This window comes from Falsibacillus pallidus (assembly GCF_050990905.1).
Lineage (GTDB): Bacteria > Bacillota > Bacilli > Bacillales > DSM-25281 > Falsibacillus > Falsibacillus pallidus_A.
Window position 1 is genome coordinate 869,767 of the sequence record NZ_CP158866.1, and the last position, 25,138, is coordinate 894,904.

Consider the following 25,138-nt stretch of genomic DNA (forward strand, 5'->3'; position numbering starts at 1 on the left):
AAAATTCCTAATTGAAAAGGAGGACTCCTCATGGACTTACAAGCCGTTTTCATCGATAGGGATGGAACTCTTGGAGGAAACGACCGTGTCATTTACCCAGGAGAATTTGAACTTTTTCCCGGCGTGGCAGAGACGATACAGAGATTGAAAGCATCAGGAGTACTCATGTGTTCTTTTACTAATCAACCGGGAATTGCAATAGGGGAATCGACGATTTCAAGCTTTGAAAATGAACTTGGAAATTTTGGATTTGATAGAATTTATGTTTGTCCTCACCAGCATGATGATGGGTGCCAATGCAGAAAGCCATCACCTGGAATGCTAAAAAAGGCTGCAGAAGAAAACCATTTGAATTTGGATCAGTGTGCGGTCATCGGTGACAGATGGACGGATTTAGTGGCAGCCCATGAGGCAGGATGTAAGAAAATCCTGGTCAAAACGGGCAGTGGAAAAGCGGCATTTGATCAATATATAAACAATGAATTCCATGGCAGATGGGCAGAGGTAAAACCGGACTTCATAGCTGAGGATATAAATGAAGCGATTAACTGGCTTTTGTCACTCAAATAAGTTGTTGAAAGGAGAATATATGAGAGTATCAAAAATTCGCCCTATTGTTATATGTGCATTCAAGAGAGATGATTCAATCCTTGTCATCGAAGGGTTTGACGAGGTGACAGGGGAATATTTTTACCGACCGATCGGCGGCGGAATCGAGTTTGGCGAAAGAAGCTCCGATGCATTAGAGCGGGAAGTGCTTGAAGAAATAGGGGCGAAAATAACGAATATCAAACACTTAGGAACCATAGAAAATATTTTTGAATTCAATGGCAATCTTGGGCATGAAGTTGTTTTTGTTTATGATGCCGAATTTGTTGATAAGTCCTTTTATGAAAAAACGTCATTTATGGGAGAGGAAGACACCGGACATACTTTTAAATTGATTTGGAAGCATATCAGTGACTTTACCAATCCTAAATTCAAGTTAGTTCCTGATGAATTATACGATTTACTTAAATGAAAAAAAGGGGCTTGCTCATCAAGTCCCTTTTAAATTTCTCTAACAAGATAATGATAGTTCTTACCATTAATCATGATGGTTTTCTTCACCCTGAATCCAAGCCTCGAATACAAACGCTTCGCACCAGTATTTTCTTCTTCGACGTTAAGGGATACTGTAGGATATCCTCGTTCTTTGGCTTCCGACAATGCGCGTTCGATAAGTGCTGTCCCGATTCCCCGTCCGCCATGATCCTGAGCAACACTTAAAGTATCAATATAAAAATCATCGAGGTCTGCTTCTTTTTCAGTTTCTGCACCTACATCTCCAGATTTCGCCCGCAAATGTTCAATTATCGTTTCATCCAGCTTCTCTGCGTCTTTCCCATGATACATAATAATCATTCCGACAACTTCTCCATCCTCAACTTTCACATAACTGTTTTCAAAGCTGAGCCTGTTGCCTTCCGTCTGAAAAAACGCTGCAAGCTGCTGCAGTACTTTGTCATGGTCGGTTTCTCCCGTCAAAGCTTCCCCGATATCATGGATGGCATCATATATCAGAACGGCTGCCTGTTGACTGTCTGCTTTTTGTGCTTTTCGAATCGTCATTTGTAATGCTCCTCATTCTTTTTTCCTTATATCTAGAATAACACGACTCATCCTTTCATAATGGCACAAGCAGTTATGCGTAAGGATGGCAATATATGAATATGAATGAAAGTAGCGGCAAATAGAGGAGGGGAGACCATGGACGCAGGGTTTTATCAAGGGCTTACGGGAGAAATCGTTACCCCAATTGATCCGAAGTACAGTGAAGCGCGGCAAGAGTGGAACCGGGCCATTCAAAAGTTCCCGCTGGTCATTGTGTATTGCTCGAGGAAACAGGATGTAAGCAATGCCATCCGCTGGGCGAGGAAGCACGAGATCCCGATTCGGATTCGTTCAGGGGGACATCATTATGAAGGCTACTCCACGGGGAATTATGTATTGGTCATTGATATTAGCCGGTTGAATCGAGTGAAGATTGATGAACACAATGGAACTTTGACGATGCATGGTGGTGCCAGCAACCAACAACTTTATAATGCTGTGGGGAAGGCAGGCTATCCGTTTCCGGGTGGAACTTGCCCAACCGTTGGGGTGGCGGGTTATACGCTCGGAGGAGGCTGGGGCTACTCCACAAGATTCTTTGGACTTGGCTGCGACAGCCTTATCGAACTGGAGATTGTCGATTATACGGGTAAGCTTTTGAAGGCGAATGAGGATGAAAATGAAGATCTGTTTTGGGCTTGCAGGGGAGCAGGAGGAGGGAATTTCGGCGTCGTCGTTTCCATGACATTCAGTCTCCCGCCGAAACTCAACGAAGTGACGCTCGTGGAAATATATGCACCGAATGCTTCGAAGGAAACGATGATAGATTTCTTGAACACGTGGCAAAACTGGCTGCGGGGACTCGATGACAGGATGACGCTCGTTGCTTCCATCTATCAATCCAAAGCAGAAGGAATGGCGATCTACGGGCGGGGGCTGTTTTTCGGAGGCTGTGAAGAAGCGAAAGAGCTGCTCGAACCGTTTCAGGATATAGAAGGAATGCAGTTTTTCCTGGAGGATCTGTCATTCAACGAAGCCATGGATAAAGTCCAAGCGAGCTATCCACCATCAGAAAAATTCAAGTCGACCGGACGATTTGTTTATCGACACTATAACAGGAGAGAGTTGGAAGGCATCGTAGATATCATTCAAAAAACAGCGCCAGGATCCGTTTACGCTGCCATAAGTGTCTATGCCCTCGGCGGAAAGGTGCAGGCTTTTGGCAAAAGGGAGACGGCTTTCTATTATAGGGACGCCAGATACATCATGGGCATCCAATCGGTCTGGGAACAGGATCAGTATGCGGAAAAGAACATCCGCTGGGTAGAAGACCGCTTCCAATACATCAAAAACATTACGACGGGATCGTATATCAATTTCCCCTACAGTGAATTAAAAGACTACGAAATTGCTTACTATGGCCAGAATGCAGGGAGGCTGAACAGGATCAATAAGAAATATGATCCTTACAATGTGTTCAGGTTTCCGCAGGCAATAAGATAATAGGAAAAAGCCTGACTTTTCATCAGGCTTTTTTGGCATTTATGCTCCTGCTGTAGATGCTGCCGCCGCTGCCCCGGACACCGCCGCAATGCATGCAGCCTGCTGTGCCTGAATCAGTGCTTCGATCGTGGAATGAAGTGCTGTTGAAAGGACAGAAGACTCTCCGACTTTTTCTGCGATCATCAGCTGGATCGCCATAACCAGATTGAAATCCTTTTGCCATTTGAAATCCTTTTCTGCATTGAGCTGGTCGTAGATATCCACTACTTGATGCAAACTGACTTTCGGCTGATCCAAGAACGCCAGAAGTGCGATATGAGGGTAATGCATGGCTTTTGGCTTTAAACTGCTTTCCTTCATTAAAGAGAACATCTCTTGGCATCTGCTCACAAGCGTGTCCGGATTTGTCTCCCCTTCAAGGGAAAGGATATGGCTCATGCTTTGAAGCTCATTGCTTTTTCTGAATCCGGCATCATTCAACTTTTGGTAGAGTGATTCGATCTCCGTCATCATTGCATCCATCTCAAGCTCCCTTTGAGCAAGGAGCATGGCCAGTGGATAATCATCCATCCCCGTGAAGAAAAAGTGATTGCTTTTCATACTTTTATAAATGCCGTAAGCTTGGGGAATGGCTTCACCCGCATCTTTTTCTCCCGTCAATGCCACCATCCCTGCGATATAGCTGAAGGTGCTCCGGTGGAATCCAGCTTCGATGACAGCCTCATAGGTTCGGATAAAATCCTTGAAAGCCGCTTTCGGATCATCAAATTTAGTATCCAGCATGGCCGCAAAGGTAAATCGGTCGTTTCCTTTTAATGTCGAAAACATTCCGACTTCCCCTTTGATGTACTCCACAACCTCGTCATAGCGCTTCAAATTGAATTCCTTCTTATTTGTTACATAAAGGGAGGCAGCCATCATCAAGATGCGATGGTCCGAAAAGCTCCATTTATACTTCTTTTTCATCTCATGAAAAATCTCCTTGTAAGCTTCAACTTTCTTCATTGCTTGATTCATCGTCCACACGTCCTTTTAAAAGGTTATGACAATTCTACGATTAGTATAAGAAAAGGTTTCAATTCGCAATGATTCAGTCATTTGTCAACTGGGTATACTACAAATAAGAAGTCGTTTTGGAAGAAAAAAATAAATTTGTACAAATTATGGTTAAATTTTGAACAAATTATGAACACTTTTTGTCTATTTTGTGTTATTATAATAGTAAGAAAATTCTTTCATTAATTTAATTGGAGTGATTGTTGTGAAAAAGCTTACACCGTCAATGTTGCTGCAGCGTTTTGGAGTAGTGTCCTTTTTCTTCGGTATCTTAGCCACAGCGGTTACAATTTACGATTTTAGAGATACAAATATATTTTTAATGGTTTCATTAGGTTTTATTGTCGGCGGCGTGCAAACGATGATTATCGGAGCTGCCTTCCAGTCCATGCAGATGCATCCGAAGCAAGAAAAGGAAAAAGAAGAAGCATTGGATATGGAGCTATCTGAGGCATAAAAAATTATAGGGGTAAAATAAAAAAGACACGTGGATATTCAGATCCACGTGTCTTTTTGTGTGCACTGGAATTCTTTCCAGAAATATACCTCCAATTTCCCCGCAAAATCTGCGTACTAAACTATCCGAAATATAGAAAATTTCAGTCAATAACCCTTCCAAATGCATCCTGAGCCAAGTAAATATGGTTGCCATTGAAAATTATTACAATATAGTGACATCTTTTTGAACACTTTATTAATGAAAATTTGTCATTTTCGTTAACATCACAAATTTCCATCCCAAAAACACCCCAGAAAGGAGTAAGATAGTATCGCAATCGATAGTTTGTAAATTACACAAAAACACTATTTTATTGAGCGGGTGTTTAAGAGGAGATGACTTGCATTGAAGAAACGTGGTTTGCTCAATGGAATAAAAGTTGCTTTACTTGCAGCAGCGACCGCATTGCTTTTGTCTGGCTGTGACAGCAGCTCGATGATTGTATTGGATCCGAAAGGGCCGGTTGGCCACACGGAATTAAAACTAATTATTTTATCGGCAATTCTTTGCGCAATTGTCGTTATTCCAGTACTGGGGATTCTCGTATATATTATCCTTCGTTACCGTGATAAGCCGGGCAACAAGGCTCCTTATCAACCGGATTGGGATGACAGCAAAACCCTTGAGGCTATTTGGTGGGGAATTCCGATTGTCATTATTGCGATTTTGGGTGTGTTCACAGTAAAAGGAATTCACACTTTGACAAAACCGCCTGTACAAAATGCTAAACCAATCACGATCCAGGTAACATCGTTGGATTGGAAATGGCTGTTTGAATATCCTGAACAAGGAATTGCGACAGTCAATCATGTTGAAATTCCAGCAGGGGTGCCAGTTCAATTTGAATTGATGGCTGACGGCCCGATGAACTCATTCTGGGTTCCACAGCTTGGCGGACAGGAGTATACAATGCCTGGTATGGCAATGAGACTCTGGCTTCAAGCGGACCAGCCTGGCAAGTACTTCGGAAGCGGAGCGAACTTTACAGGTGAAGGATTTGCTCATATGAGATTTGATGTGGTTGCGAAGCCGCAGGCAGATTTCAACAAGTGGGTGGAGAAAGTCAAGAAAACGTCGCCTGCTATGACAACAGATACTTACGCTAATTTGAAGAAAAAAGGATTATCAGATGTTAAATACTTCTCATCTTATCCGAAAGACAACTTCAAAAAAGTGCTTAATAAGAATGGCGGTCAGTACATGAAAATGAAAGGCATGAAAAAAGACGACAGCCAATTCCACGAAATGAAAGATATGGAAGATATGAGCGATATGTCCGAGATGGACATGGATCATAACTAGAGGGGGAGGAAGACAGAATGATCGATAAAATAAAAGACTTTGCCTCTCATTTCTTTGTAACAGGAGATCCTTTGATCTACGGAGCAGATGTTTCCATCGGTTTATCCATGGTTGCCATCTTGTTCGCCCTAACCTATTTCAAAAAATGGGGATGGCTTTGGCGTGAATGGTTGACGACTGTTGACCATAAGAAAATCGGTATTATGTATATCATTGCATCTTTATTGATGCTTTTCCGCGGAGGCGTAGATGCCCTGCTTATGAGGGCACAGATTGCCTTGCCGAATGTACATTTCCTGCAATCGCAGCATTACAATGAAATCTTTACAACACACGGTACGATCATGATCCTTTTCATGGCGATGCCGTTGATGTTCGGTCTATTTAACATCGCTGTACCGCTTCAAATTGGTGCACGCGACGTTGCGTATCCATTCTTGAATGCATTCAGTTTCTGGATGTTCTTCGTGGGTGCGATGCTATTCAACTTGTCATTCGTCATCGGGGGATCCCCGGATGCAGGATGGCTTGCGTACCCGCCATTGTCTGAGCTTTCAGGCAGCCCGGGTGTGGGAGAGAACTTCTATATTTGGGGCATTCAGCTTTCCGGTGTAGGTAGTTTGGCTTCCGGTATCAACTTTATTGTGACGATCTTAAAAATGCGTGCAAAAGGCATGAAGCTGATGCAGATGCCATTGTTCTCATGGTCTGTATTTGCCAGCTGTATCATGATCGTTATTGCATTCCCTGTTTTGACAGTTACATTGGCACTACTATTCATCGACCGTTTTGCCGGCGGGCACTTCTTCACAATGCTTCAAGGCGGAAACCCGATGATGTATGTCAACTTGATCTGGATGTGGGGTCACCCTGAGGTTTATATCGTTGTCCTTCCGGCATTCGGTGTATTCTCAGAGGTTGTAAGTGTATTCTCTAAGAAGAAAATTTTCGGATATAAATCAATGGTATTCTCTTTGATGCTTATCAGTATCTTGTCTTATTTCACTTGGGTCCATCACTTCTTTACGATGGGAGCAAGCGCCAATGTCAATGCATTCTTTGCGATTACGACTATGGCCATTGCCATCCCGACAGGTGTCAAAGTCTTTAACTGGCTATTTACTATGTTCCGCGGACGCATCCGCATCGAGCAGCCAATGCTCTGGACGCTTGCTTTCATCCCGACATTCCTTATCGGGGGAGCAACAGGTGTCATGCTTGCCGTTGCACCAGCGGATTATCAATATCACAACAGCTACTTCTTGATTGCCCACTTCCACCAAGTACTAATCGGTGGTGTAGTGTTCGGCTACCTTGCAGGTCTTTACTACTGGTGGCCAAAAATGTTCGGTTTCAAGCTGAATGTTAAATTGGGTCTTTGGGCTTTCTGGCTTTGGAATATCGGATTCTACGTATGTTTCATGCCACAGTACGCATTAGGCTTCATGGGTATGACTCGCCGCGTGTACACTTACGGCTGGGATATGGGCTGGGGTCCATTGAACCTTATCTCTTCCATCGGTGCCGTATTGATGGGAATCGGGTTCATCTTCCAAGTATGGCAGATCCTTTATAGCATCAAGTATGGAGAACGCGATACAACAGGCGATCCTTGGGATGCACACACATTGGAATGGACGATTCCATCTCCAGCGCCTGAATATAACTTTGCAATTGAACCAGTTGTCAAAGAGCAAGATGACTTCTTGAGAATGAAAAAAGAAGGCATTAAACCGATGACAAAAGAAAGTGACATCAAACCGATTCATATGCCAAGGAATTCAGGAATTCCGTTCATCATGTCCTGGTTCTGGTTCATTGCCGGATTCGGATTCACATTCGGATGGACTTGGATGATCGTAGTTGGATTGGTTGGAGTTGCAGGCAGCATGTTTGCCCGTTCCTTCACGAAGAAACTTGATTACTACATTCCTGTGGAAGAAATCAAGGAAACAGAAGCTAAGTTTGGGAGGTTGGTATAATGTCTCAAGCCATTTCTCATACAAATGACCATCATGAAGAACATGAACATCATGAGGACCTGAGCGTCCTTGGATTCTGGCTCTTCCTGGTATCAGACGTTATCTTATTCGGAACAATATTCGCTACATTCATGGTCCTCCGTTCGCATTTCGACGGAGGCCCGACTGGAAAAGAATTATTCGAAGCACCAGGCTATATCACAGAAACATTCTTATTGTTGACAAGTAGTTTCACAAGCGGACTTGCGACGCTTGCCATGCACAAAGGAAAGGTCAAACAGCTGATCGGATGGCTGATTGTCACTGCCCTTCTTGGATTGGGATTCATCGGCTTTGAGGTCTCTGAATTCGCCAATATGGTATCTGAAGGTGCTACAATTTCCCGAAGTGCGTTCCTGACGGCTTTCTTTACACTCGTTGGAACACATGGACTCCACGTTTCAGTAGGTTTGTGCTGGATGACAGCCATCATCATTCAATTGAAGCAAAATGGTATCAATGCATTGACAACAAGAAAAGTGACTCTTGTGTCACTTTACTGGCATTTCCTTGATGTCGTTTGGATCTTCTTGTTGACAATCGTTTATCTTATGGGGGTGATGTAAGATGTCTCATCAAGAATCACATGGTTCAGTCAAATCTTATGTCATCGGCTTCATCCTATCCATCGTATTGACGATCATCCCATTGGTCCTTACGCTTAAGCATGTGATCAGCGGAACAACACTGATCGTATCAATCGTTGGTATGGCAGTCCTGCAGCTCTTGGTTCAATTATTCTTCTTCATGCACATCAGAGAAGGAGAAAAGCCAAGATTCAATGTATGGGCATTGATTTTAGGATTATTCATCGTATTTGTCATTGTGGCAGGATCCATGTGGATCATGACCTTCAATGCGCAGGTAGCATAATCAAATAGATTCGACAAAAATCGGGGAGTGACTGTCACTCCCCGATTTTTCTTTATTGTTCGAATGCTTGATTAAGAAGATTTTATGTGTACATACTGAAAAAAATAAGAAAAAATATCCTTGTGAAAGAACGTATGTTCGGTTATATTAGAGTTATAGAAAAATACTCAAGCAAAGGGGTAAATGCAATGATTAAACCGTATTTGATGTTCAATCGAAACTGTGAAGAAGCATTCAAATTGTATGAGGAAGCATTTGGGGGAGAAATTATCGAATTTCAAAAATATGGGGATATGCCGCCGAATCCAGATTTCCCGGTAGCGGAAGAGGATAAAAGCCTCGTGCTTCATGCTCAACTGAAACTGTCTGAAAATGGTTTTATTATGGGATCTGATTCACAGAGGGAACAAACGAATGGAGACAATTTTGCCATTAGTGTGGAACTCAATTCAGAAGAAAAAGCATTGCATGCCTGGAATCTGTTGAAAGAAGAAGGCCGCGTACATATGGACCTTCAGGCAACTTTTTTTGCCAAGCTCCACGGATCCGTAAAAGACAAGTATGGTCATACTTGGATGTTTACAGTGATGTAAGCATCCGAAAAATAGCTCAAAGTAGAACAAAATGCTTTGGGCTATTCTTTTTAGTTAATGAATCTGGAAGAGAAGGGGGAGGTAAACTTATGGCTAATGATAGGAAAGTCATTCTCTACATTGCGCAAAGCTTGGACGGCTATATCGCGACGAATGAGGGCGGGATTGATTGGCTCTCCCAAGTGGAAAAGCCCAATGAAGATTATGGATACGGAGAATTCATTGAAACGGTAGATACAGTCATCATGGGCCGTAAAACGTACGAAAAAGTACTTTCCTTTGGTATTGAATTTCCGCATAAAGATAAGAAATGCTATGTCCTTTCAAGACCAAAAACGGGTTCAGATGAGAATGTAGAGTTCTACAATGGCAATGTAAGAGATTTGATTTCGGACATCCAAAAGGAAGAAGGGAAGAATATCTTCATTGATGGCGGGGCAGAGGCTGTTAAAGCCTGTATAGAAGAGCAATTGATCGATGAATACGTCATCTCCATCATTCCCATCCTTCTTGGAGATGGAATCAAGCTCTTTCAAGAGACGGCTGCCTCTTCAAAGCTCACTCTCATAGAGGGCAAAACCTTTGATACTGGATTGGTGCAGCTCAAGTACCACAAAACAACGAATTAAAATAGCGAGCCCAATAGGCCCGCTAAACTTATAATGCTTCCTTGATTACTTTTTTGTAATAAACGACAGACAGCATTCCAAAGATGGAGTACAAGGCCGTATAGAGTACCATAACAATAATCATCGGCGTCCAGACCTCCGCACCGAATAAGAACCATCCGGATTGAACCGCGAAGTAGCTGTGAAGGAGCCCTATAATCAATGGTATCCCGAAGTTGAAAAGCTGCTTGCTGCGGATGCCCTTGATTAGATCGCCTTGGGTGAACCCCAGCTTGCGAAGGATAGTATAGTTCGGTTTTTCTTCTTCACTCTCATCCATCTGCTTGAAGTAGAGGATGCAGCCTGATGTAATCAAGAACGTGAGTCCAAGGAATCCAACGATGAACATGATCAATCCGATGCTTCTTTTCTGTTCGTCCTTGATATCAAGCTGGGAGTCATTCATCCATGCTGTATCCAAACCTAGTTTGTGGAAGATTTTATTGGCTTTTACAAGCTGGTCAGGATTATCAATGGTCACCCCGATATAGGTGTTCGATTTCTTTTGAATAGAAGGATCCATTTCTTTTTTTAACTGTTGGAAGAGGGAATCATCAAGAATTGCTACAGGAGATCCTCCGCCAGTATAAAACCTGGAGATAGGATATTCATCCCTTAATCCCAGATAGTCCAGTTTGTACGTTTTAGTTTTGCTTTTCAATTCTGTCTTTCCGGCATCCACTAAGGGCATAACTTTTCCAAGCAGGTCGCTATATCCGGTCAGCACTAATTCATCCTTAGCAACCTCTACCCCTTTAACGGATTTTTCGCTGATGGCCGAAGTAGGCATGGCGTCCATGCTGGCGTTAAGCGCCGCAAAATCAGAATCGGTTAGCTTATCAACATCTAAAAGCACTTGAATGACATCAATCCTCTTTTTGCTGTATTGGATTTGGTTCTTCTCCAATGCATCTGTAAACCTATCGAAACTCTTTTCATCTGTGAGGGAGAAGTCAGTAGGCACCTGGTTTTTAGCTGTTTTTTCAGCTGAATAGTATCCAATATAACTCAATGACAATAATCCTATAGCCAGAGCAGAAACCGTTGTGATTATCGTGAGCAAAAGTGCATTTGACTTCATTTTGAACATGATGGATGAAAGCGAGAGTACCTCATTAATATTCAAATAGCCTTTCTTCTGCTTCCGAACCAAGTTGAAAATGAAGCTGACAGATCCTTTATAAAATAGATAGGTACCGAGGATGACAGCTCCAAGAATAAAGAGCATGGCTCCGTAGAGTTCAGGCATTGTTGTATAGTCACCGCCAAATAGCTTCGAAGAAATATAGTACCCCGCAGCAACGAGAAGAATCCCGATGACCCCAATGATGACACCCCAGATCGACATCTTTTTGACCTTTGTTTCCGTAGAAGATCTCACTCTGAACAAAGAAAGGATGCTCTGCCTCTTAATAAAGGTAAAGTTCATAATCATGATCAAAATATAGATTCCACTGAATACCAGCAGCGTCTGAAAAAAGGCATGTGTTGAAAAGTGTAGGGTGGCAATCGCTTTGACACCTGTCACTTTAAATAGAATCATAATGATCAGTTTAGAAAATGAAAAGCCTATAAGAATCCCGGCAATCATGGAACTGAAATAAAGAATGAAATTTTCCAATGTTAATATCCTGAAAATCTTATTTTTTGTCATCCCAATCAGCTGGAACAATCCGATCTCCTTGCTCCTCCTTTTGATAAAAAGGGTGTTGGCATAGAGTAGGAAGACAGAAACGATGACCACCAGCAATATGGATGCTGCCCGGATCGCTGCGCCGCCTTTAAGAGTTCCTTTCACGGAGTCCATGGAAGAGTCATATTGCAGCGTCACAAAGGCAAAATATAGGCCGACGCTGAAAACAAGGGCAAAGACATACAAGAAATAGTTTTTAAGATTCTTTTTTAAGTTCCTGAATATCAATTGATTAACGTTCATGCTGCACCCCGCCGAGCACTCCTTGAGTCTTGATGATATCTTGGAAGAATGGCTGGCGTTCTTGATCGCCTTTATTCAATTGCGTATAGATCTGGCCATCTTTAATGAAAATCACCCGGCTCGAGTAGCTTGCTGCAACTGGATCATGCGTCACCATCACGATGGTAGCTTTTCGTGTTTTGTTCAAAGATTTAAGCTTATTTAGAAGATCCGAAGCTGACTTTGAATCCAATGCACCAGTGGGCTCATCGGCAAAAATGATGCTTGGATTGTGGATGAATGCTCTGGCAGCTGAAGTACGCTGTTTCTGACCACCGGAAATTTCATTAGGGTACTTGTCTTTTAACTCATGTATCCCTAGTTCTTCAGCCAATTCGTCAAATCGCTGGTCCGCTTCTTTCCTTGGTGTTTTGGATATGGAGAGCGGCAGGAGGATATTTTCTTTCACCGTGAGGGTATCCAACAAGTTGTAGTCTTGAAAAATGAAACCAAGATGATGCTTCCGAAACTCAGCCAGCTGTTTCTCTTTCATTTTCGTCATTTCCTTATTCTCTATCTTAATAGAACCCTCGCTTACTTTATCGATGGAAGATAGAACATTGAGAAGCGTTGTTTTTCCGGAACCTGAAGCTCCCATGATACTTACGAACTCCCCTTCATGAATCGTAAGGTCAATGCCTTTTAACACTTCTTGTTTATTCCATTTGTTTCCATAGCTTTTATGAAGTTTTACTGCTTCTAATATCGACATAAATAAAAAACTCCTTTGATTTGATACTTTTATTATAAAAAGCATCCACTTCCTTTTCCTTCTATTCCACGAACAAAATAGAAAAGCATGTGACATTATTGTCACACGCTATGTCATTTGATTGAATGTGAATCCTGAATTTTCTCGAATCAGGTGCCTTCCATGATTCCCACGAAGTCATTCTTCCGCGGGAACACCAGGGTGAAGGTAGTTCCTTCCCCGCGAATCGAGCTAACCTGTATATCAATCAGAAGCGGTACAGCAGCTTTCTTAGCCAAATAAAGACCCATGCCAGTCGATGCATTGTCATGATGGTCCACAGTTGACGTGAAGCCCCGGTCAAAAATACGAGGCAAATCTTTTAGTTCAATGCCTCGCCCGAAATCTTGAATGCTTAAAATGGTCCGATCGTTTTCCATTCGGCTCTTAATGATAATTTCAGAAGCTTCGCTGTATTTAACTGCATTTGTCAGCACTTGGCGAAGGATGAAGGCAAGCCATTTAGCATCACTGAGAACTTCTGCTTCAATCAGATCAAGATCAAATCCGATGCCTTTTTGGATGCACCATGATTGAAGAGTTTTAAATTCACCGAAGAAAATGGTTTCCAAATCAACTTTTTCAATATAAAGGTCATTTTCTATAAATGTAATCCTTTTTTGATGAAGCTGCTGATCCAGCAGGAGGTGAATTCTAAGCCACTCATATTTCAGTTGGGACTTCAGCATTTGATCTTCCATTCGTTCAATGATGAGGTGCATAGCGGTTAATGGGGTTTTGACCTCATGAATCCATGAAAGCAAGTCGTCTTTTTCCTTTTCCATCGCCGTTCGAATATCAGAAGATGACTCCTTCAATAAATCGGCTTGTATAGTAAGACTCTTTGAAATAATCTTTTCAAAAGGAGAATCTGGCTGTTCTAAGTCTGTTACATTCAGATTGTTATCCCACTCTTCCAGTCTCTTATAATATTTCGTTTCCCTCTGATAGCGAATGACGGCAAAAATGATAAACAAGATGGAAGAGAGGAAGACCATATACAAAATTGGAGAAAGCGGGATGGCTTCATCCAACATGGCTACAAAAATAAAAAGAAGTTCCATGGCAATGACGAATACCAGCCAGCTTTTTCTTTCCCATATGTATTTCCGGATCATGATAGTTCCTCTTCAATGGCAATGTACCCTTGGCCCACTTTTGTTTCTATGAAGGTCCCAAGGTCGATTTCCTCAAGTCTCTTTCGGAGGCGATTTACATTTACAGTTAATGTATTGTCGCTGATGAACCGCTTATCATCCCATAGGCTGTTGATGAGATGGTCCCGGCTGACAATTTTATTCTTTTGTTCAATCAATAGTTTCAAGATGAACATTTCATTCTTGGTCAATTCAACGGATCCCTCGTCGTTTGAAACGGTATTCCGTTCGTAGTCCACCGCAGCGCCGCACCACGTTTTCAAACTGACTGCCTCTGTATTGTAATTATATACGCGTCGAAGTATTGCCTGAATCTTTGCAATTAAGACATCAAAGTGAAAAGGCTTTTGGACAAAATCGTCTGCCCCCAGCTGCATGGACATGACCATATCAGTGGGGTGGTCCCTGGAAGAAAGGAAAAGAATCGGGACGTTTGAATGTGATCGAATCATGCGGCACCAATGAAAGCCGTCGTATTTAGGCAGCTGAATATCAATGATGACTAGGTCGGGCTTGATTTGGGAAAATTCCTGCATGACATTCGCGAAGTCCGTGATGCCGTAGACTTTGTACGACCATTGGGAGAGCCGCTCTTTTACTTCGTTGAATAATGTTGAGTCATCTTCAATTACTAACAGTTTAAACATTTTTTCACCACATTTTGAAGCGCCTGCCGAGAATGAAGCAGACGCCAATTTCTTTAAATTGAATACGAATAATATTCTTGAGCATGAACAGTCTTGAATCCAACAGATTCATATAATCCTAATGCATGATCGTTCTTTGTTTCAACTTCCAAGTGTACTGATCTGCCTTCAGTAATGTGATCTTTGACAATTCTATTTAATACTTTTCGCCCGATGCCTTTCCCGCGCTGTTCCGGAGAAATGGCAAAACCATAGATCCATGCTTCCTTCCCGTCTTCTTCAAGAGAGATGCGGATTTTACCAATCGTGCTATCATCAACATCAATCATATAAACCTGGGTGTTAGTTCGATTGGTTTGCCTGGATTCCATTTCCCGTGCATCTGCCTCGCTCACTCCAAAACCGGTTACGCTTAAGTGCACCCTTGCATCTAAGTCTTCCGGTACAGCCGGACGAAGCGTGAATCCCTCGGTCTCTTTAAGGGGCTGCTCTTGCCATTTCATCTGATGTTCGGAAAATTTATGTTCCGCACCGACACTTTTCACAAATGATTTTCCAGAAGCAGAACCAGCTGGTGTATTCAAGAGGATGCGTTTAAAGCCGTTGTTTTTCACCGATTCCATCCCATCATGGAATAGCTTTTTGAAATGTCCTTTGCGGCGTTCAGATGGTTTGACCATCCCGCAGACTTCCACAGTTGAACCAAATCCATATAACCCTAAGAACCCAATGAGTTCATCGCCTTCATAATAGAAAAAGTCCAGCTGATCGGAATCTCTATCTTTCAGCATTTCCCAGTTCAGTTTTAATTGGATGCCATCGTGGGCTTCACACTCTTTTTGCAGCTTCTCAATATCGTTCAGTTGTTTGCTTGTCAACATAAAAGTCAGCACCTGCTTTATTAATATAATCTATAACCCTCATAAACTTCGCTATCGGAGCAGGAAAATCCTTTTAAGAAGAGAAGCTTCTATATTATATTGAAAAAATTGGGTTTCTTCTATATATGAAAGGGGAGTTATTCATGAGGAAATTGACAATGACCGAGACTCTTTTGGCTTTTTTGACCTCCATCATTGCCTTTTCACAAGCCTATAACCATCAAAGGGATGGAAGGATGATCCTATCTTACTTCTTTCTAATCGGAGGAGTGCTCAGCGTCATTCTATATGGAATCGCCTTTCTAAAATATCAGAAGTCGCAAAAAGAGCGGGAGAGGTAGGGGAACTGACACCAAAAAGCATAAAATGACCGGAAGCCACCCTTTTACACAATTACACTTGATTAATAAAGGGGGATTTGAAAATGGATTTTAAAGAAGAGATGAAAGATTCGTTTACCATCGCGGGCTTCAGTGCACCAGGGACTTGGAACGGTAATGCAGTCCATCCCATTCCTGATTTATGGAAAAAGGCATATGAAGTTTTTGAGAATCAAAGTCCGGAACATATAACTGGAGTTTGCCTGCCTCCACGGAGCAATGACTACTTTTACACGTGCGGGATTGAACTGGATTACGTAGATTATAAGAAAATAGGGGAAGGGATGACCGTTCATATTTTCCCGGCTCATAAATATGTTGTTTTTAAACATATCGGAAGTGCCCATAACATCCCTGAAACGTATGGTGAAATATGGAGGATTTTTGATCAGCAAGGGTATTCGATAACAAAAGGAATGCCAGAAATCGAAGTGGTTCCACTGCAGCTCTTTGGAAAAGAATACACAGATGAATACGAAATGGAGATTTGGATACCGGTAGATTAATTTTTTTGAAATTAAAGTGAACCATTCCACGTTCCCGATTGTATAGTCTATGAAAAACAAATTAAATGAGGTGTTTCTATGGGGATGGGATGGATGGTTTCGCTGATAGTGACGGTGGTAATCATTGGGCTGATAATGGCGGTGATGCTGCCGATGAATCAAAAATATATCGTAAAAGAGAACGGGAAGATCAATTATAAGAAAACGAAGATATTCCTGCGGTGGAATGTGTTTGATACGTTGACATTGGGATTGGCAATTTATTCGATTATTTGTATTCAGGTCTTAAATATGCTCATTTCCTTTGGGGAAGACAGGGAGAATGTCTATGTCCAATTTTTCACCAACCAAGGACAGGTGTGGACGCTCATCTCTGTAATCTATTTGCTTGTCCGCATTTCAAATACGCTGAAATCCATCAAAGCAAGATGGGGGGATTCCATTGAGTGAGCGGGCAGAGGAATGGATGCACGCCTACCAAAGCGGGGACACTGAGGCACTCGCCCGCCTGTATGAGTCATTCAGGAAACCTTTGTATTGCTTTGTGTTCCGCTACACGAGAAATGAACAGCTTAGCATCGATATCGTTCAGGATGTCTTTGTCAAAATTCAGTCCAGCCGGGATGGGTTTGATGCAAGCAAAGGGAAGGTAAAATCATACCTTTTTCAAATTGCCTACAATCATATGGTCACAAAATTGAATCGGCGCAAGAAGTGGAGGACACTCCTGCCTTTTCTTGCACCGACTCCTGTGGAATCAATTCATCTGGATGACCGGATGGCTGTCCAGACGGCCGTTGGAGGACTTCCTGAAATCCAGCGGGCGGTCGTCCTCTTATTTTACTATCATGATTTGAGCCAAGTGGAAATTGCCCAGATCCTCGGAATTCCAATAGGGACGGTAAAATCCAGATTGCACAGCGGCATTCAACTATTAAAAAAAGAACTGGGGGACTTCGGATATGGAGCAGAATCCATTTAAAAATGAACATCATCTGAAGAAGAAATTGGACCAATATGACGTGAATGTACCGGAATTCGCCATGAAATCCTCCAATTGGGACAGACTGATCTATTTCCTTGCCCAGCCAGCGAAAAATCCTCTCGAGCGGATTGGATCCAACAAGCACGGGTTCCTTTCCATGAAGCTGATTCCACTGGGTTCCATGGTGATTGTATCCGTTGTTGAAGGGATATTATTATTTATCTGAAGATGAATTCCTCGATTGAATGGGGAATTCTTTTTTTTGCCCGGAAAATTGAGTTTGATTGATGCAGACGTCTAACACGGAAGATGGAACTTTTTCATATTCTATAATAAGCCAAAGAGATGAAAGGGAGAAGAGAATGGCTCTTAATCCATGTCAATTAATCGGGCCATTGTCGACTAGTTGTTATTTAACAGATTCCAACGGACAAAGGCTCGATCCCTTAGGGGAAAATTCCATTAGATGTGAAGAAGTTGTACAACCTTCTGGTAGAAAAGAAACTGTCGTTCGATTACCGAATGGGACTTCAGTGGTATTACAAAAAATAAATTTATTAAAGAGCGGCTTTATAGTGGTGGAAGTGTCCGGTGCCAATGGTTCATGCACAACAGAGCCAATTCCGTTCAATATTGATGAAAATTTGCTTCTTTGTGCTCCTGAAGGTACGACCATTGATTGCAAGGTAACAAGCTTTGATTGTTTTTCCACTATTCAATGTTCAGGAGACATATTTAGACAGCTTAATGTCTTTTTGACGATATGCCAGTCCATCAAGGTCACTGCAGATACGACGATTGAAGTTCAAGCTGGACGGTGCACCCCGAGAAATGAAATTCTGACTCAGTGCCAGCCAGTAAGGATCCCCATGTCCTGTCCAACTGTGTTTCAGTCGACTGAAACAGCAAATCCCACTCAATATGAGGACAAAAACAACAGGGACCTTCCATTACTGGAGGATACATGCATCCTTGCTGAAAAAGTATACGATTGGGTGATGCTTCAAGCAAAAACTAAACTTTCACTGACAGCGGGAGAAGTTTTCTTTAACTGCACCCCGACTCGAATCCTTGTCTTTGGAGGAGAGAATAATGGTGTTGCCATCAGTGAAGTCGATGAGTATTTTTGCCAAACCGATTCATGGACTACGGTATCCCCAATGCTTGCAGTCAGGGAAGCGCAGGCTGCCGGATTATTGAGAAATGGAAAAGTTATCGTCAGCCACGGTTTTACGCCTTCTGCATTTACCGGTGTTGCAACGGCAGAATTCTATGATCCAGAAACCGATACCTGGACACCGGCTCCAACGGCAAATGTGCCAAGAGGATCTCTTGGAGGAGATGTGTTAAACGGGTTATTTTATACAGTGGGAGGGACGAATGGATCTGGTGCAGGAGTGTTGAATACAGTCGAAGTCTTTAACCCTGCCACAAACACATGGTCACTCGGGACACCTCTTCCTTCCCCAAGATCGGAGTTGGCAGTTGTCACGTTGAATGGACTATTGCATGCAATTGCTGGGTTTGATGGATCGATGAGTATTGCTGATCACGATGCATTCGAACCTGCAACAAACACTTGGATTCCGCTTGCTCCGCTGCCGCAGCCTCTTTCGTTCATTGCTGCCGAAGCATTTGGTGGTAAAATCTATGTGTTTGGAGGAAGGGATCCCGATGCACCGATAGCCCCTGATACGTTTCTTAATGATCCAGGAGATCCAGCCGTTGCCGTAGACACCGTTTATATTTACGATCCTGCGACGAATACATGGTCAACTGGTGCACCAATGCCAACAGCCAGATGGGGGGCAGCTGCATGTGTATGCGGTTCCGAGATTTTCGTTATGGGAGGATTTATCCCTCCGAATAGTTATCTAAACATCGTAGAAGCATATAATCCAGCCACCAATACGTGGCGAACAGTAAGTTCCATGCCTGTATCAAGAGCCGTCTTTCCGTGTGTTTCTTTATAGCCATTATTTGAGAGGAAGAGGGTTGCATTTCTCTAGCCCATCTGTTATGATGAATCTACAATTATTTTTGTTCGGTCTTTTTCGCCTAAGAATTCGTATTGAGCAATAATAGTAATACATTGTGGATTCAATCCACGCAGGAGGTAACACACATGGAACAAGGTACAGTAAAATGGTTTAACGCAGAAAAAGGCTTCGGATTCATCGAAGTTGAAGGTGGAGACGATGTATTCGTACATTTCTCAGCAATTCAAGGCGATGGCTTCAAAACTTTAGAAGAAGGTCAAAAAGTAACTTTCGACGTTGAGCAAGGCGCTCGCGGACCTCAAGCTGCTAACGTAAACAAAGGTTAATTAACCTTTAAAAAGACTCCCATTTGGGGGTCTTTTTTTATGTGTGATGAAATATTGGGGGGCGAGGTGCAAAAATGTTGTTGGATTTGGAGTGGAATTTCTTTATAGAGACCTAAAAAGAACAATTTGGCAGGAGAAATTCAGTGAATTGTCTTCAGTAACGGACAAATGAGTGAAAATAGCATGAAAATCGTGGTCGCGGGTTCCATGCGCGAAAATGTGCCTGTTATGCGCAGGTCAGACCCGCCTTTGCGGCCCGAAAATCCCCTTCCCATGCGCCAGCGGCCATTTTCCATTGGAGAAGACACCCCGCGCACCCGAATGTGACTGAGAATGGGGGAATTGTTCATTGGCGGTGTTTAAGTGGATCAAAATCGGGGGGGGATTGGTCAAAAATTGAGTGAAAAGGGCAAAATTTGTCCATTTGGATTTACAAGGTGAGGTAAATATAAGGAAATAGCATGGAAAACAGGGGTGGGCAGCCCTCGCCACAGGGTCTATGCGCGAGATAAGCCCGCTTATGCGCCACTTGACATTGGCTATTGAAGTTAGTATAAAAAGTGGACACAGGTAGTGGCGTCATGTTTAAATCTATACAACTACAAAAAGGGCGTGTATAAACATGGCGAAAGATCAGAAAAAGTTCCCACCAGAATTTAGAGAATATGTGTGTAAATTAATTGAGTTAGATGGACGGAAGCTCGTGGATGTGAGCAGTGAACTCGATATTTCCTATAGTACGCTTCAAAAGTGGGTCGCTTCCTATCGTAAAAAGCAAAATCAGGCGGAAAAAGAGAAACAAAGCCAGTATCTAACGGCTTCTGAATACAAAGAATTGTACGAAGCTGAAAGACGTAAAAAATTAGATTTGGAAGAGGAGAACGCCATTTTAAAAAAGGCTATGCACATCTTCACGCAAGAAAAGAAGTAAGGTTTGAATTTATTTTTCATAATAAAAACGACCATACCGTTGTGAAGATGTGCGAAGTTTTGGATGTTTCTACTTCTGGCTATTATGTTTGGGAAAAAAGACAGGATCAGGAGGAAACAGAGAGACAGCGCTGGAGACGTCATCTTGACGAGCGAATTCGCTATCATTTTCACGACAACCTGGGGACGTATGGAAGTCCGAGGATTTATCGAAAGCTGGTCGAGGAGGATCATATACAAGTTTCCCTTAAAACGGTGACGAACCGCATGAGAGAGATGGGTTTATATGCGACCCCGCCAACTCGATACATTCAGACCACGGATTCAGATCACCAGCAGCTTGTGTTCAAAAATGAGTTGAATCGGAATTTTAATCCTGAAGAACCAGATCGTGTTTGGGCAACGGATATCACCTATATTCATACAGGGGAGGGATTTGTTTATTTAAATCCAGTTTTAGACCTGTTTTCCCGCAAGGTAATTAGCTATAGCATTGATGACCGCATGGACGCCGAATTGCCGTTAAAAGCATTAAAAGAAGCACTTGAGATTCGCCAGCCCGCTGAGGGATGGATCCACCATTCAGACCGGGGAAGTGTGTACTGTTCAAAAAAATATATTGAAGCCTTGAAGGATGCCAAAGCGACCATTAGTATGAGTCGAAAAGCAACCCCTTATGATAACGCTTGTGTAGAATCGTTTTTTGCCTCCCTGAAGAAAGAGTATTTGTACAAGTTTGTGTTTAAGACAAAAGCAGAAGCCATCGGGGCCATTAAGTTTTATATTCAATTTTATAATCGTAAAAGGATTCACTCGACATTAGAATACGCCACTCCGATTGAGTATGAAAAGGCGTATAAAGAGGCACAGCGTTTAAACGCCACTGAGGAGAAATTGCCCTCTGCCTGAAGGAACCATTGTTTTTCAAATGGTTCCTTCAGACAGAGGCCTCCAAGCGGAGTGAAAACGAAGCGCGGAAGAAAAAAAGTACGCCATTTACCGGCATTTAAGTGTCTACTTTATTGACAGAAGTCCACTATGCGCGAAAACCTCACCGCTATGCGACGGATCATGGTGTCTATGCGCGAAATTACACCCCTTATGCGCCAGCGGGCAATTCTCTATCCAAATGAGCGTAAACCGCCGATCCACCACGACATAAACCGACAAAAACCGGGGCGTGACAGGCACTTTGAAGTCGCTTTGCCGCTACACACCCACACAAAAAAGCCAGGCACAAACCCTCCTGTGCCCAGCCTACATGCGACTATTTATTTAATATATTCATTGCTGACAAGCACATCCTGAATGGCGTCCGTTGGGATGATGAATTCCGGAACCCCCATATACCCCGGTGCTACATCATATTTATTGAAGGAAATCACAAGTTTATTGTCCGCGTTGATATAGAAGTTTTGGTCTTTCTTGATTTTCTTGAATTCCATGCCAGGCATAAGCTTTTGGCCGCCTGGGTAGTTGACCCAATAAATCTTTCCGTCCTCAGGCTTTTTCATTTGTTCAATCATTTGCTCCTTGATATTGGCTGTGATGACATCAACATATGAATCATCTTTAAAAAGGCTCGGCAATGTGATCAAGAGCTGTTTTTGCTTATCGATTGTATCAAATGTAAATGTGGTAGAGGAGGAACCGGCTGTGTTGACGACGTATCTGCCGATGGACAGGATTTTTTTGTTGTCCGTCTTGACCTCGTACCCGGTATCGATTCCCATATGGCCTTCCATTCCCGCTTCCTTCATTTCCTTGATGTCTTTTTGGAAATCTTCGTATAGCTTCTTATTTTCTTCAAGGTATTTCTTATTCAAGCCTTCTTCCAACTTTTTGTTCTTCAGGTTTTTAATCTCAGGGGTTTTTAAATCTGCCTGAAAATGATCATCGTTGATTGTGTACTCCACTGAGGTAATCAGCTTTACTAATGAACCAACGATGGGTACGTCTGAGAGTGTAAGGGCGAAAGCGGAGTTCGTTAAAACAACTGAGCAAAAAATGACTGCTGCAGCGGCCGACCCGCCAATCCACTTCAGAGGCGTCCTCTTTTTCCGATTCCGGCTTTGTTTGATAGCTTTATCTACAACCAAGTCCAGTTCATCCGGGATGGGAATGTTTTTATATTCTTCACGCATTTTTTCTAATTCACGGCCCATATTCTTGAACCTCCTCGAGCTCTTCATCCAATAATTGCTCCTTCAATAATCGAAGGGCCTTGTATAAGCGGGTTTTCACCGTACTGATCTTCTCGTTCAAAACGGCTGAAATCTCTTCTATTTTCATATCTTCGAAAAAACGCAAAATCACAATCACTCTGTATTTATGAGGGAGTTCTTCCATCGCTTTTTCCAAATCTACATTTGGATAGCGGTCTTCCGTCCCGGGCGAGATCATTTCCAGCGTTTCATCATCGACGAGTTGTATTCGTTTTTTCTTCCTTAAAAAATCGAGGGAAGTATTGACCACAATCCGGAAAAACCAGCTTTTGATCACTGTTTTATTTTTTAGGGAGGAAACGGAAGTAAAGGATTTCCGTATCGACTCTTGCACGATATCAAGGGCGTCCTGCTGATTTTTCACATAGCTGAAAGCAAGGCGGTATGCACTCTCCTTATTTTCCTGTATGCAATCGATCAGCAGCTTCTCTAACTTTTTGCTGCTCATTACATGTCATGACTCCTTATTCCTATAGATTGTATCGGTTCCGACGTATGTAAGACGCGATGAGTATGATGAAAAGTTTTAACTATTTCACTAAACTTTTATTCTATCATCAGGGACGAAACTGGCAGAAAGGAAATTTTTACAATCAATCCATAAACCCATATCAATGCTATAATTTGTTAAAAAGGGGGAGTCGATCGTGGGTCTTAGATTTCGAAAAAGTTTTAAAATTGCTCCAGGCGTCCGGATGAATGTGAGTTCGAAGAGTGTCGGGTTCAGTACGGGTGTCAAAGGGCTGCGCTACAGCGTGAATTCGCGGACGGGAAGCCGGATCACGACAAGCATACCGGGTACGGGCCTGTCCTATAGCACTTCCGGCGGGCGCAGCAGGAGGACTCCTGCATATAATCGCCAGCGGGAGATTGCAGCAAGGCAGCGCGAGCAGGAGAAGCTGGATCAAATGGAGGCTGCAAGTTTGGCAGTGGAAGCCTATGAAAATACGATTGAGCGCATCCATTCCATCCATAAGGAGGCTGATGATCCTGTCAATTGGATCAAAGTAAGAAGTTCCTCTCCGCCTTATGAAAAGGATCATGGAGTAATGGGGCCAAATGAAAAGAGTGCTGCGGATAAACTTAAAAACTATAAGCCTGGTTTTATCGGGAAACTTTTTAAACAAGAGGATAAAGAACGCAGGAAATTAGAGGAAGCCATTGAAGCGGCACGAAAAGAAGATGAAGAAGACTATCGTTCTTGGGAGCGTGACCGCCTTATTGCGACGAAAGTCATCGAGGGGGACATTGATGCTTATTTTGAGGTAATCAATGAATTCGCTCCGCTTGATGACCTTCTGGAATTCGGAAGCGGATTCGAATTTTTTGCGGAAGATCCGAAAGTCATGGAGATTGAGTTTCAGGTCAACAGCGACAGCGTGGTGCCAAAGGAGCAGCTATCCTTGACAAAGACTGGGAAGCTCTCGACAAAAGCGATGACAAAAACGAAATACTTCGATATCCAGCAGGACTACGTCTGCAGCTGTGTATTGAGGATTGCCAGAGATATGTTTGCCCTTCTGCCGCTGAATACCTTGTACATCCATGCGTTGGACACAAGAGTGAATACGGCAACGGGTTATGAGGAAGAAACGGTCATCCTCTCAGTCAAAATCGAAAGAAAGACTTTAAACAAACTGAATTTCGATGGAATCGACTGCTCAGATTCCATGCAGAACTTTGAACATAACATGAAGTTCAAGAAGACAGCAGGTTTTGATAAAGTGGAAAAATTAGAGGTTTTAGGTTAAGAAGCCAATATCTATAACCAAACGGATATGGTAAAATATTCATTGAAAAGGGGAGGGGTATAGATGATTGAACTTCGTCCGATGACACCTGAACAATATGAAAAATACCTTGAAAAAGCTATCAAGCAGTATGCGGAAGAAAAGACTGCTTCAGGGAATTGGAAAGCAGAAGAAGCGCTGCAAAAATCCACTGATGAGTACCAAAGATTATTGCCTGATGGAGTGCAGACAGAAGACAATTATTTGTACAGCGCCTATGACGGGGACCTGAATACCGGCATCATATGGATTGCGAAAAAGGAACTGGCAGCCTACATATATGACGTGTATATCTTTGAAGAATACCAAGGTAAAGGATACGGGAAGGCCGTCATGAGTGAAATTGAAACCAAGGCAAAAGAACTTGGCATCAATAAGATGATGCTGCACGTTTTCGGCCACAATACAAGGGCCAGGAAACTATACGAAAAAATCGGCTACCAGCCAACGAATATTAATATGGAAAAGAAATTATAA

General features: G+C 42.6%; 30 protein-coding genes. 21 read left to right on the forward strand and 9 right to left on the reverse strand.

The window, feature by feature from the left end; all coding sequences use genetic code 11:
- Positions 1-30 precede the first annotated feature (30 nt).
- Complete coding sequence (locus tag ABTV07_RS04640) at positions 31-570, forward strand: HAD-IIIA family hydrolase (RefSeq protein ID WP_433748093.1); 540 nt, start codon at positions 31-33, stop codon at positions 568-570.
- Between the two features lie 19 nt (positions 571-589).
- Positions 590-1,021, forward strand: coding sequence for an NUDIX hydrolase (locus ABTV07_RS04645; RefSeq protein ID WP_433748096.1), 432 nt, complete (start codon positions 590-592; stop codon positions 1,019-1,021).
- Positions 1,022-1,050: 29 nt separating this feature from the next.
- Here the strand turns inward: ABTV07_RS04645 and ABTV07_RS04650 are convergent, their stop codons facing one another.
- Positions 1,051-1,611, reverse strand: coding sequence for a GNAT family N-acetyltransferase (locus ABTV07_RS04650; protein WP_433748099.1), 561 nt, complete (start codon positions 1,609-1,611; stop codon positions 1,051-1,053).
- Between the two features lie 138 nt (positions 1,612-1,749).
- Here ABTV07_RS04650 and ABTV07_RS04655 point away from each other — a divergent pair, with 138 nt between their 5' ends.
- Positions 1,750-3,096, forward strand: coding sequence for an FAD-binding oxidoreductase (locus ABTV07_RS04655; protein WP_433748102.1), 1,347 nt, complete (start codon positions 1,750-1,752; stop codon positions 3,094-3,096).
- Positions 3,097-3,135: 39 nt separating this feature from the next.
- Here ABTV07_RS04655 and ABTV07_RS04660 read toward each other — a convergent pair whose 3' ends face one another.
- Positions 3,136-4,113 carry a DUF4003 family protein gene (locus ABTV07_RS04660; RefSeq protein WP_433748104.1) on the reverse strand — a complete coding sequence of 326 codons (978 nt, stop codon included), beginning with the start codon at positions 4,111-4,113 and terminating at the stop codon, positions 3,136-3,138.
- Between the two features lie 244 nt (positions 4,114-4,357).
- On the opposite strand from ABTV07_RS04660, the gene ABTV07_RS04665 reads away from it, so the two are divergent.
- The 7 genes from ABTV07_RS04665 to ABTV07_RS04695 all read left to right on the forward strand — a co-directional run bounded on the left by ABTV07_RS04665 (position 4,358) and on the right by ABTV07_RS04695 (position 10,069).
- Entirely contained in the window at positions 4,358-4,609 is a 252-nt protein-coding gene (locus ABTV07_RS04665; protein ID WP_433748107.1) for a hypothetical protein, read from the forward strand.
- Between the two features lie 387 nt (positions 4,610-4,996).
- Entirely contained in the window at positions 4,997-5,953 is a 957-nt protein-coding gene (locus tag ABTV07_RS04670) for a ubiquinol oxidase subunit II (RefSeq protein ID WP_433748109.1), read from the forward strand.
- 17 nt (positions 5,954-5,970) lie between these two features.
- The gene (locus tag ABTV07_RS04675) at positions 5,971-7,935 is read left to right on the forward strand and encodes a cbb3-type cytochrome c oxidase subunit I (RefSeq protein ID WP_433748111.1); all 1,965 of its coding nucleotides are present in this window, start codon (positions 5,971-5,973) and stop codon (positions 7,933-7,935) included.
- Entirely contained in the window at positions 7,935-8,540 is a 606-nt protein-coding gene (cyoC, locus tag ABTV07_RS04680; RefSeq protein WP_433748114.1) for a cytochrome o ubiquinol oxidase subunit III, read from the forward strand. The genes ABTV07_RS04675 and cyoC overlap by 1 nt, the downstream gene beginning before the upstream one ends.
- 1 nt (position 8,541) lies before the next feature.
- Complete coding sequence (cyoD, locus tag ABTV07_RS04685; protein WP_433748116.1) at positions 8,542-8,847, forward strand: cytochrome o ubiquinol oxidase subunit IV; 306 nt, start codon at positions 8,542-8,544, stop codon at positions 8,845-8,847.
- Positions 8,848-9,035: 188 nt separating this feature from the next.
- Positions 9,036-9,440: a VOC family protein gene (locus ABTV07_RS04690; RefSeq protein WP_433748118.1), complete on the forward strand. Its 405-nt coding sequence runs from the start codon at positions 9,036-9,038 to the stop codon at positions 9,438-9,440.
- A gap of 89 nt (positions 9,441-9,529) precedes the next feature.
- Positions 9,530-10,069 carry a dihydrofolate reductase family protein gene (locus ABTV07_RS04695; RefSeq protein WP_433748121.1) on the forward strand — a complete coding sequence of 180 codons (540 nt, stop codon included), beginning with the start codon at positions 9,530-9,532 and terminating at the stop codon, positions 10,067-10,069.
- A gap of 28 nt (positions 10,070-10,097) precedes the next feature.
- On the opposite strand, the gene ABTV07_RS04700 is transcribed toward ABTV07_RS04695, so the two are convergent.
- From ABTV07_RS04700 to ABTV07_RS04720, 5 genes are all read right to left on the reverse strand, one after another.
- Positions 10,098-12,044, reverse strand: a complete 1,947-nt coding sequence (locus tag ABTV07_RS04700; RefSeq protein WP_433748124.1) for an ABC transporter permease — start codon at positions 12,042-12,044, stop codon at positions 10,098-10,100.
- The gene (locus tag ABTV07_RS04705) at positions 12,034-12,795 is read right to left on the reverse strand and encodes an ABC transporter ATP-binding protein (RefSeq protein ID WP_433748127.1); all 762 of its coding nucleotides are present in this window, start codon (positions 12,793-12,795) and stop codon (positions 12,034-12,036) included. Before ABTV07_RS04705 ends, ABTV07_RS04700 begins: the two co-directional genes overlap by 11 nt.
- Positions 12,796-12,944: 149 nt before the next feature.
- On the reverse strand, positions 12,945-13,952 hold the full coding sequence (locus ABTV07_RS04710) for a sensor histidine kinase (protein WP_433748129.1): 1,008 nt from the start codon (positions 13,950-13,952) through the stop codon (positions 12,945-12,947).
- A complete protein-coding gene (locus ABTV07_RS04715; protein WP_433748132.1) occupies positions 13,949-14,638 on the reverse strand; it encodes a response regulator in 690 nt (229 codons plus the stop codon). Before ABTV07_RS04715 ends, ABTV07_RS04710 begins: the two co-directional genes overlap by 4 nt.
- Positions 14,639-14,691: 53 nt before the next feature.
- Positions 14,692-15,519, reverse strand: a complete 828-nt coding sequence (locus ABTV07_RS04720) for a GNAT family N-acetyltransferase (protein WP_433748135.1) — start codon at positions 15,517-15,519, stop codon at positions 14,692-14,694.
- Positions 15,520-15,662: 143 nt separating this feature from the next.
- Between ABTV07_RS04720 and ABTV07_RS04725 the strand changes: the two genes are divergently transcribed.
- The 9 genes from ABTV07_RS04725 (at position 15,663) to ABTV07_RS04765 (ending at position 21,555) form a co-directional block, all read left to right on the forward strand.
- The gene (locus ABTV07_RS04725) at positions 15,663-15,860 is read left to right on the forward strand and encodes a hypothetical protein (RefSeq protein ID WP_433748137.1); all 198 of its coding nucleotides are present in this window, start codon (positions 15,663-15,665) and stop codon (positions 15,858-15,860) included.
- Between the two features lie 83 nt (positions 15,861-15,943).
- Positions 15,944-16,405 carry a GyrI-like domain-containing protein gene (locus tag ABTV07_RS04730; protein WP_433748138.1) on the forward strand — a complete coding sequence of 154 codons (462 nt, stop codon included), beginning with the start codon at positions 15,944-15,946 and terminating at the stop codon, positions 16,403-16,405.
- A 78-nt stretch (positions 16,406-16,483) separates the two neighbouring features.
- Positions 16,484-16,855 (forward strand): group-specific protein, encoded by a 372-nt coding sequence (locus ABTV07_RS04735; protein WP_114746717.1) that lies wholly within the window; start codon positions 16,484-16,486, stop codon positions 16,853-16,855.
- A gap of 16 nt (positions 16,856-16,871) precedes the next feature.
- Complete coding sequence (locus tag ABTV07_RS04740) at positions 16,872-17,387, forward strand: RNA polymerase sigma factor (protein WP_433751102.1); 516 nt, start codon at positions 16,872-16,874, stop codon at positions 17,385-17,387.
- Entirely contained in the window at positions 17,368-17,616 is a 249-nt protein-coding gene (locus ABTV07_RS04745; RefSeq protein ID WP_433748141.1) for a hypothetical protein, read from the forward strand. The genes ABTV07_RS04740 and ABTV07_RS04745 overlap by 20 nt, the downstream gene beginning before the upstream one ends.
- Before the next feature lie 136 nt (positions 17,617-17,752).
- Entirely contained in the window at positions 17,753-19,363 is a 1,611-nt protein-coding gene (locus ABTV07_RS04750) for a Kelch repeat-containing protein (protein ID WP_433748143.1), read from the forward strand.
- A gap of 152 nt (positions 19,364-19,515) precedes the next feature.
- Positions 19,516-19,716, forward strand: coding sequence for a cold-shock protein (locus tag ABTV07_RS04755; RefSeq protein ID WP_114746713.1), 201 nt, complete (start codon positions 19,516-19,518; stop codon positions 19,714-19,716).
- A 622-nt stretch (positions 19,717-20,338) separates the two neighbouring features.
- The gene (locus tag ABTV07_RS04760; protein WP_433742263.1) at positions 20,339-20,647 is read left to right on the forward strand and encodes a transposase; all 309 of its coding nucleotides are present in this window, start codon (positions 20,339-20,341) and stop codon (positions 20,645-20,647) included.
- 11 nt (positions 20,648-20,658) lie between these two features.
- Positions 20,659-21,555: an IS3 family transposase gene (locus ABTV07_RS04765; protein ID WP_433750998.1), complete on the forward strand. Its 897-nt coding sequence runs from the start codon at positions 20,659-20,661 to the stop codon at positions 21,553-21,555.
- A gap of 362 nt (positions 21,556-21,917) precedes the next feature.
- Here the strand turns inward: ABTV07_RS04765 and ABTV07_RS04770 are convergent, their stop codons facing one another.
- A complete protein-coding gene (locus tag ABTV07_RS04770; protein ID WP_433748146.1) occupies positions 21,918-22,811 on the reverse strand; it encodes a DUF3298 domain-containing protein in 894 nt (297 codons plus the stop codon).
- On the reverse strand, positions 22,801-23,319 hold the full coding sequence (locus tag ABTV07_RS04775) for an RNA polymerase sigma factor (RefSeq protein ID WP_433748149.1): 519 nt from the start codon (positions 23,317-23,319) through the stop codon (positions 22,801-22,803). Before ABTV07_RS04775 ends, ABTV07_RS04770 begins: the two co-directional genes overlap by 11 nt.
- A gap of 199 nt (positions 23,320-23,518) precedes the next feature.
- Between ABTV07_RS04775 and ABTV07_RS04780 the strand changes: the two genes are divergently transcribed.
- Positions 23,519-24,622, forward strand: a complete 1,104-nt coding sequence (locus ABTV07_RS04780; protein ID WP_433748152.1) for a DUF4236 domain-containing protein — start codon at positions 23,519-23,521, stop codon at positions 24,620-24,622.
- Positions 24,623-24,685: 63 nt separating this feature from the next.
- Positions 24,686-25,138 (forward strand): GNAT family N-acetyltransferase, encoded by a 453-nt coding sequence (locus tag ABTV07_RS04785; RefSeq protein WP_433748155.1) that lies wholly within the window; start codon positions 24,686-24,688, stop codon positions 25,136-25,138.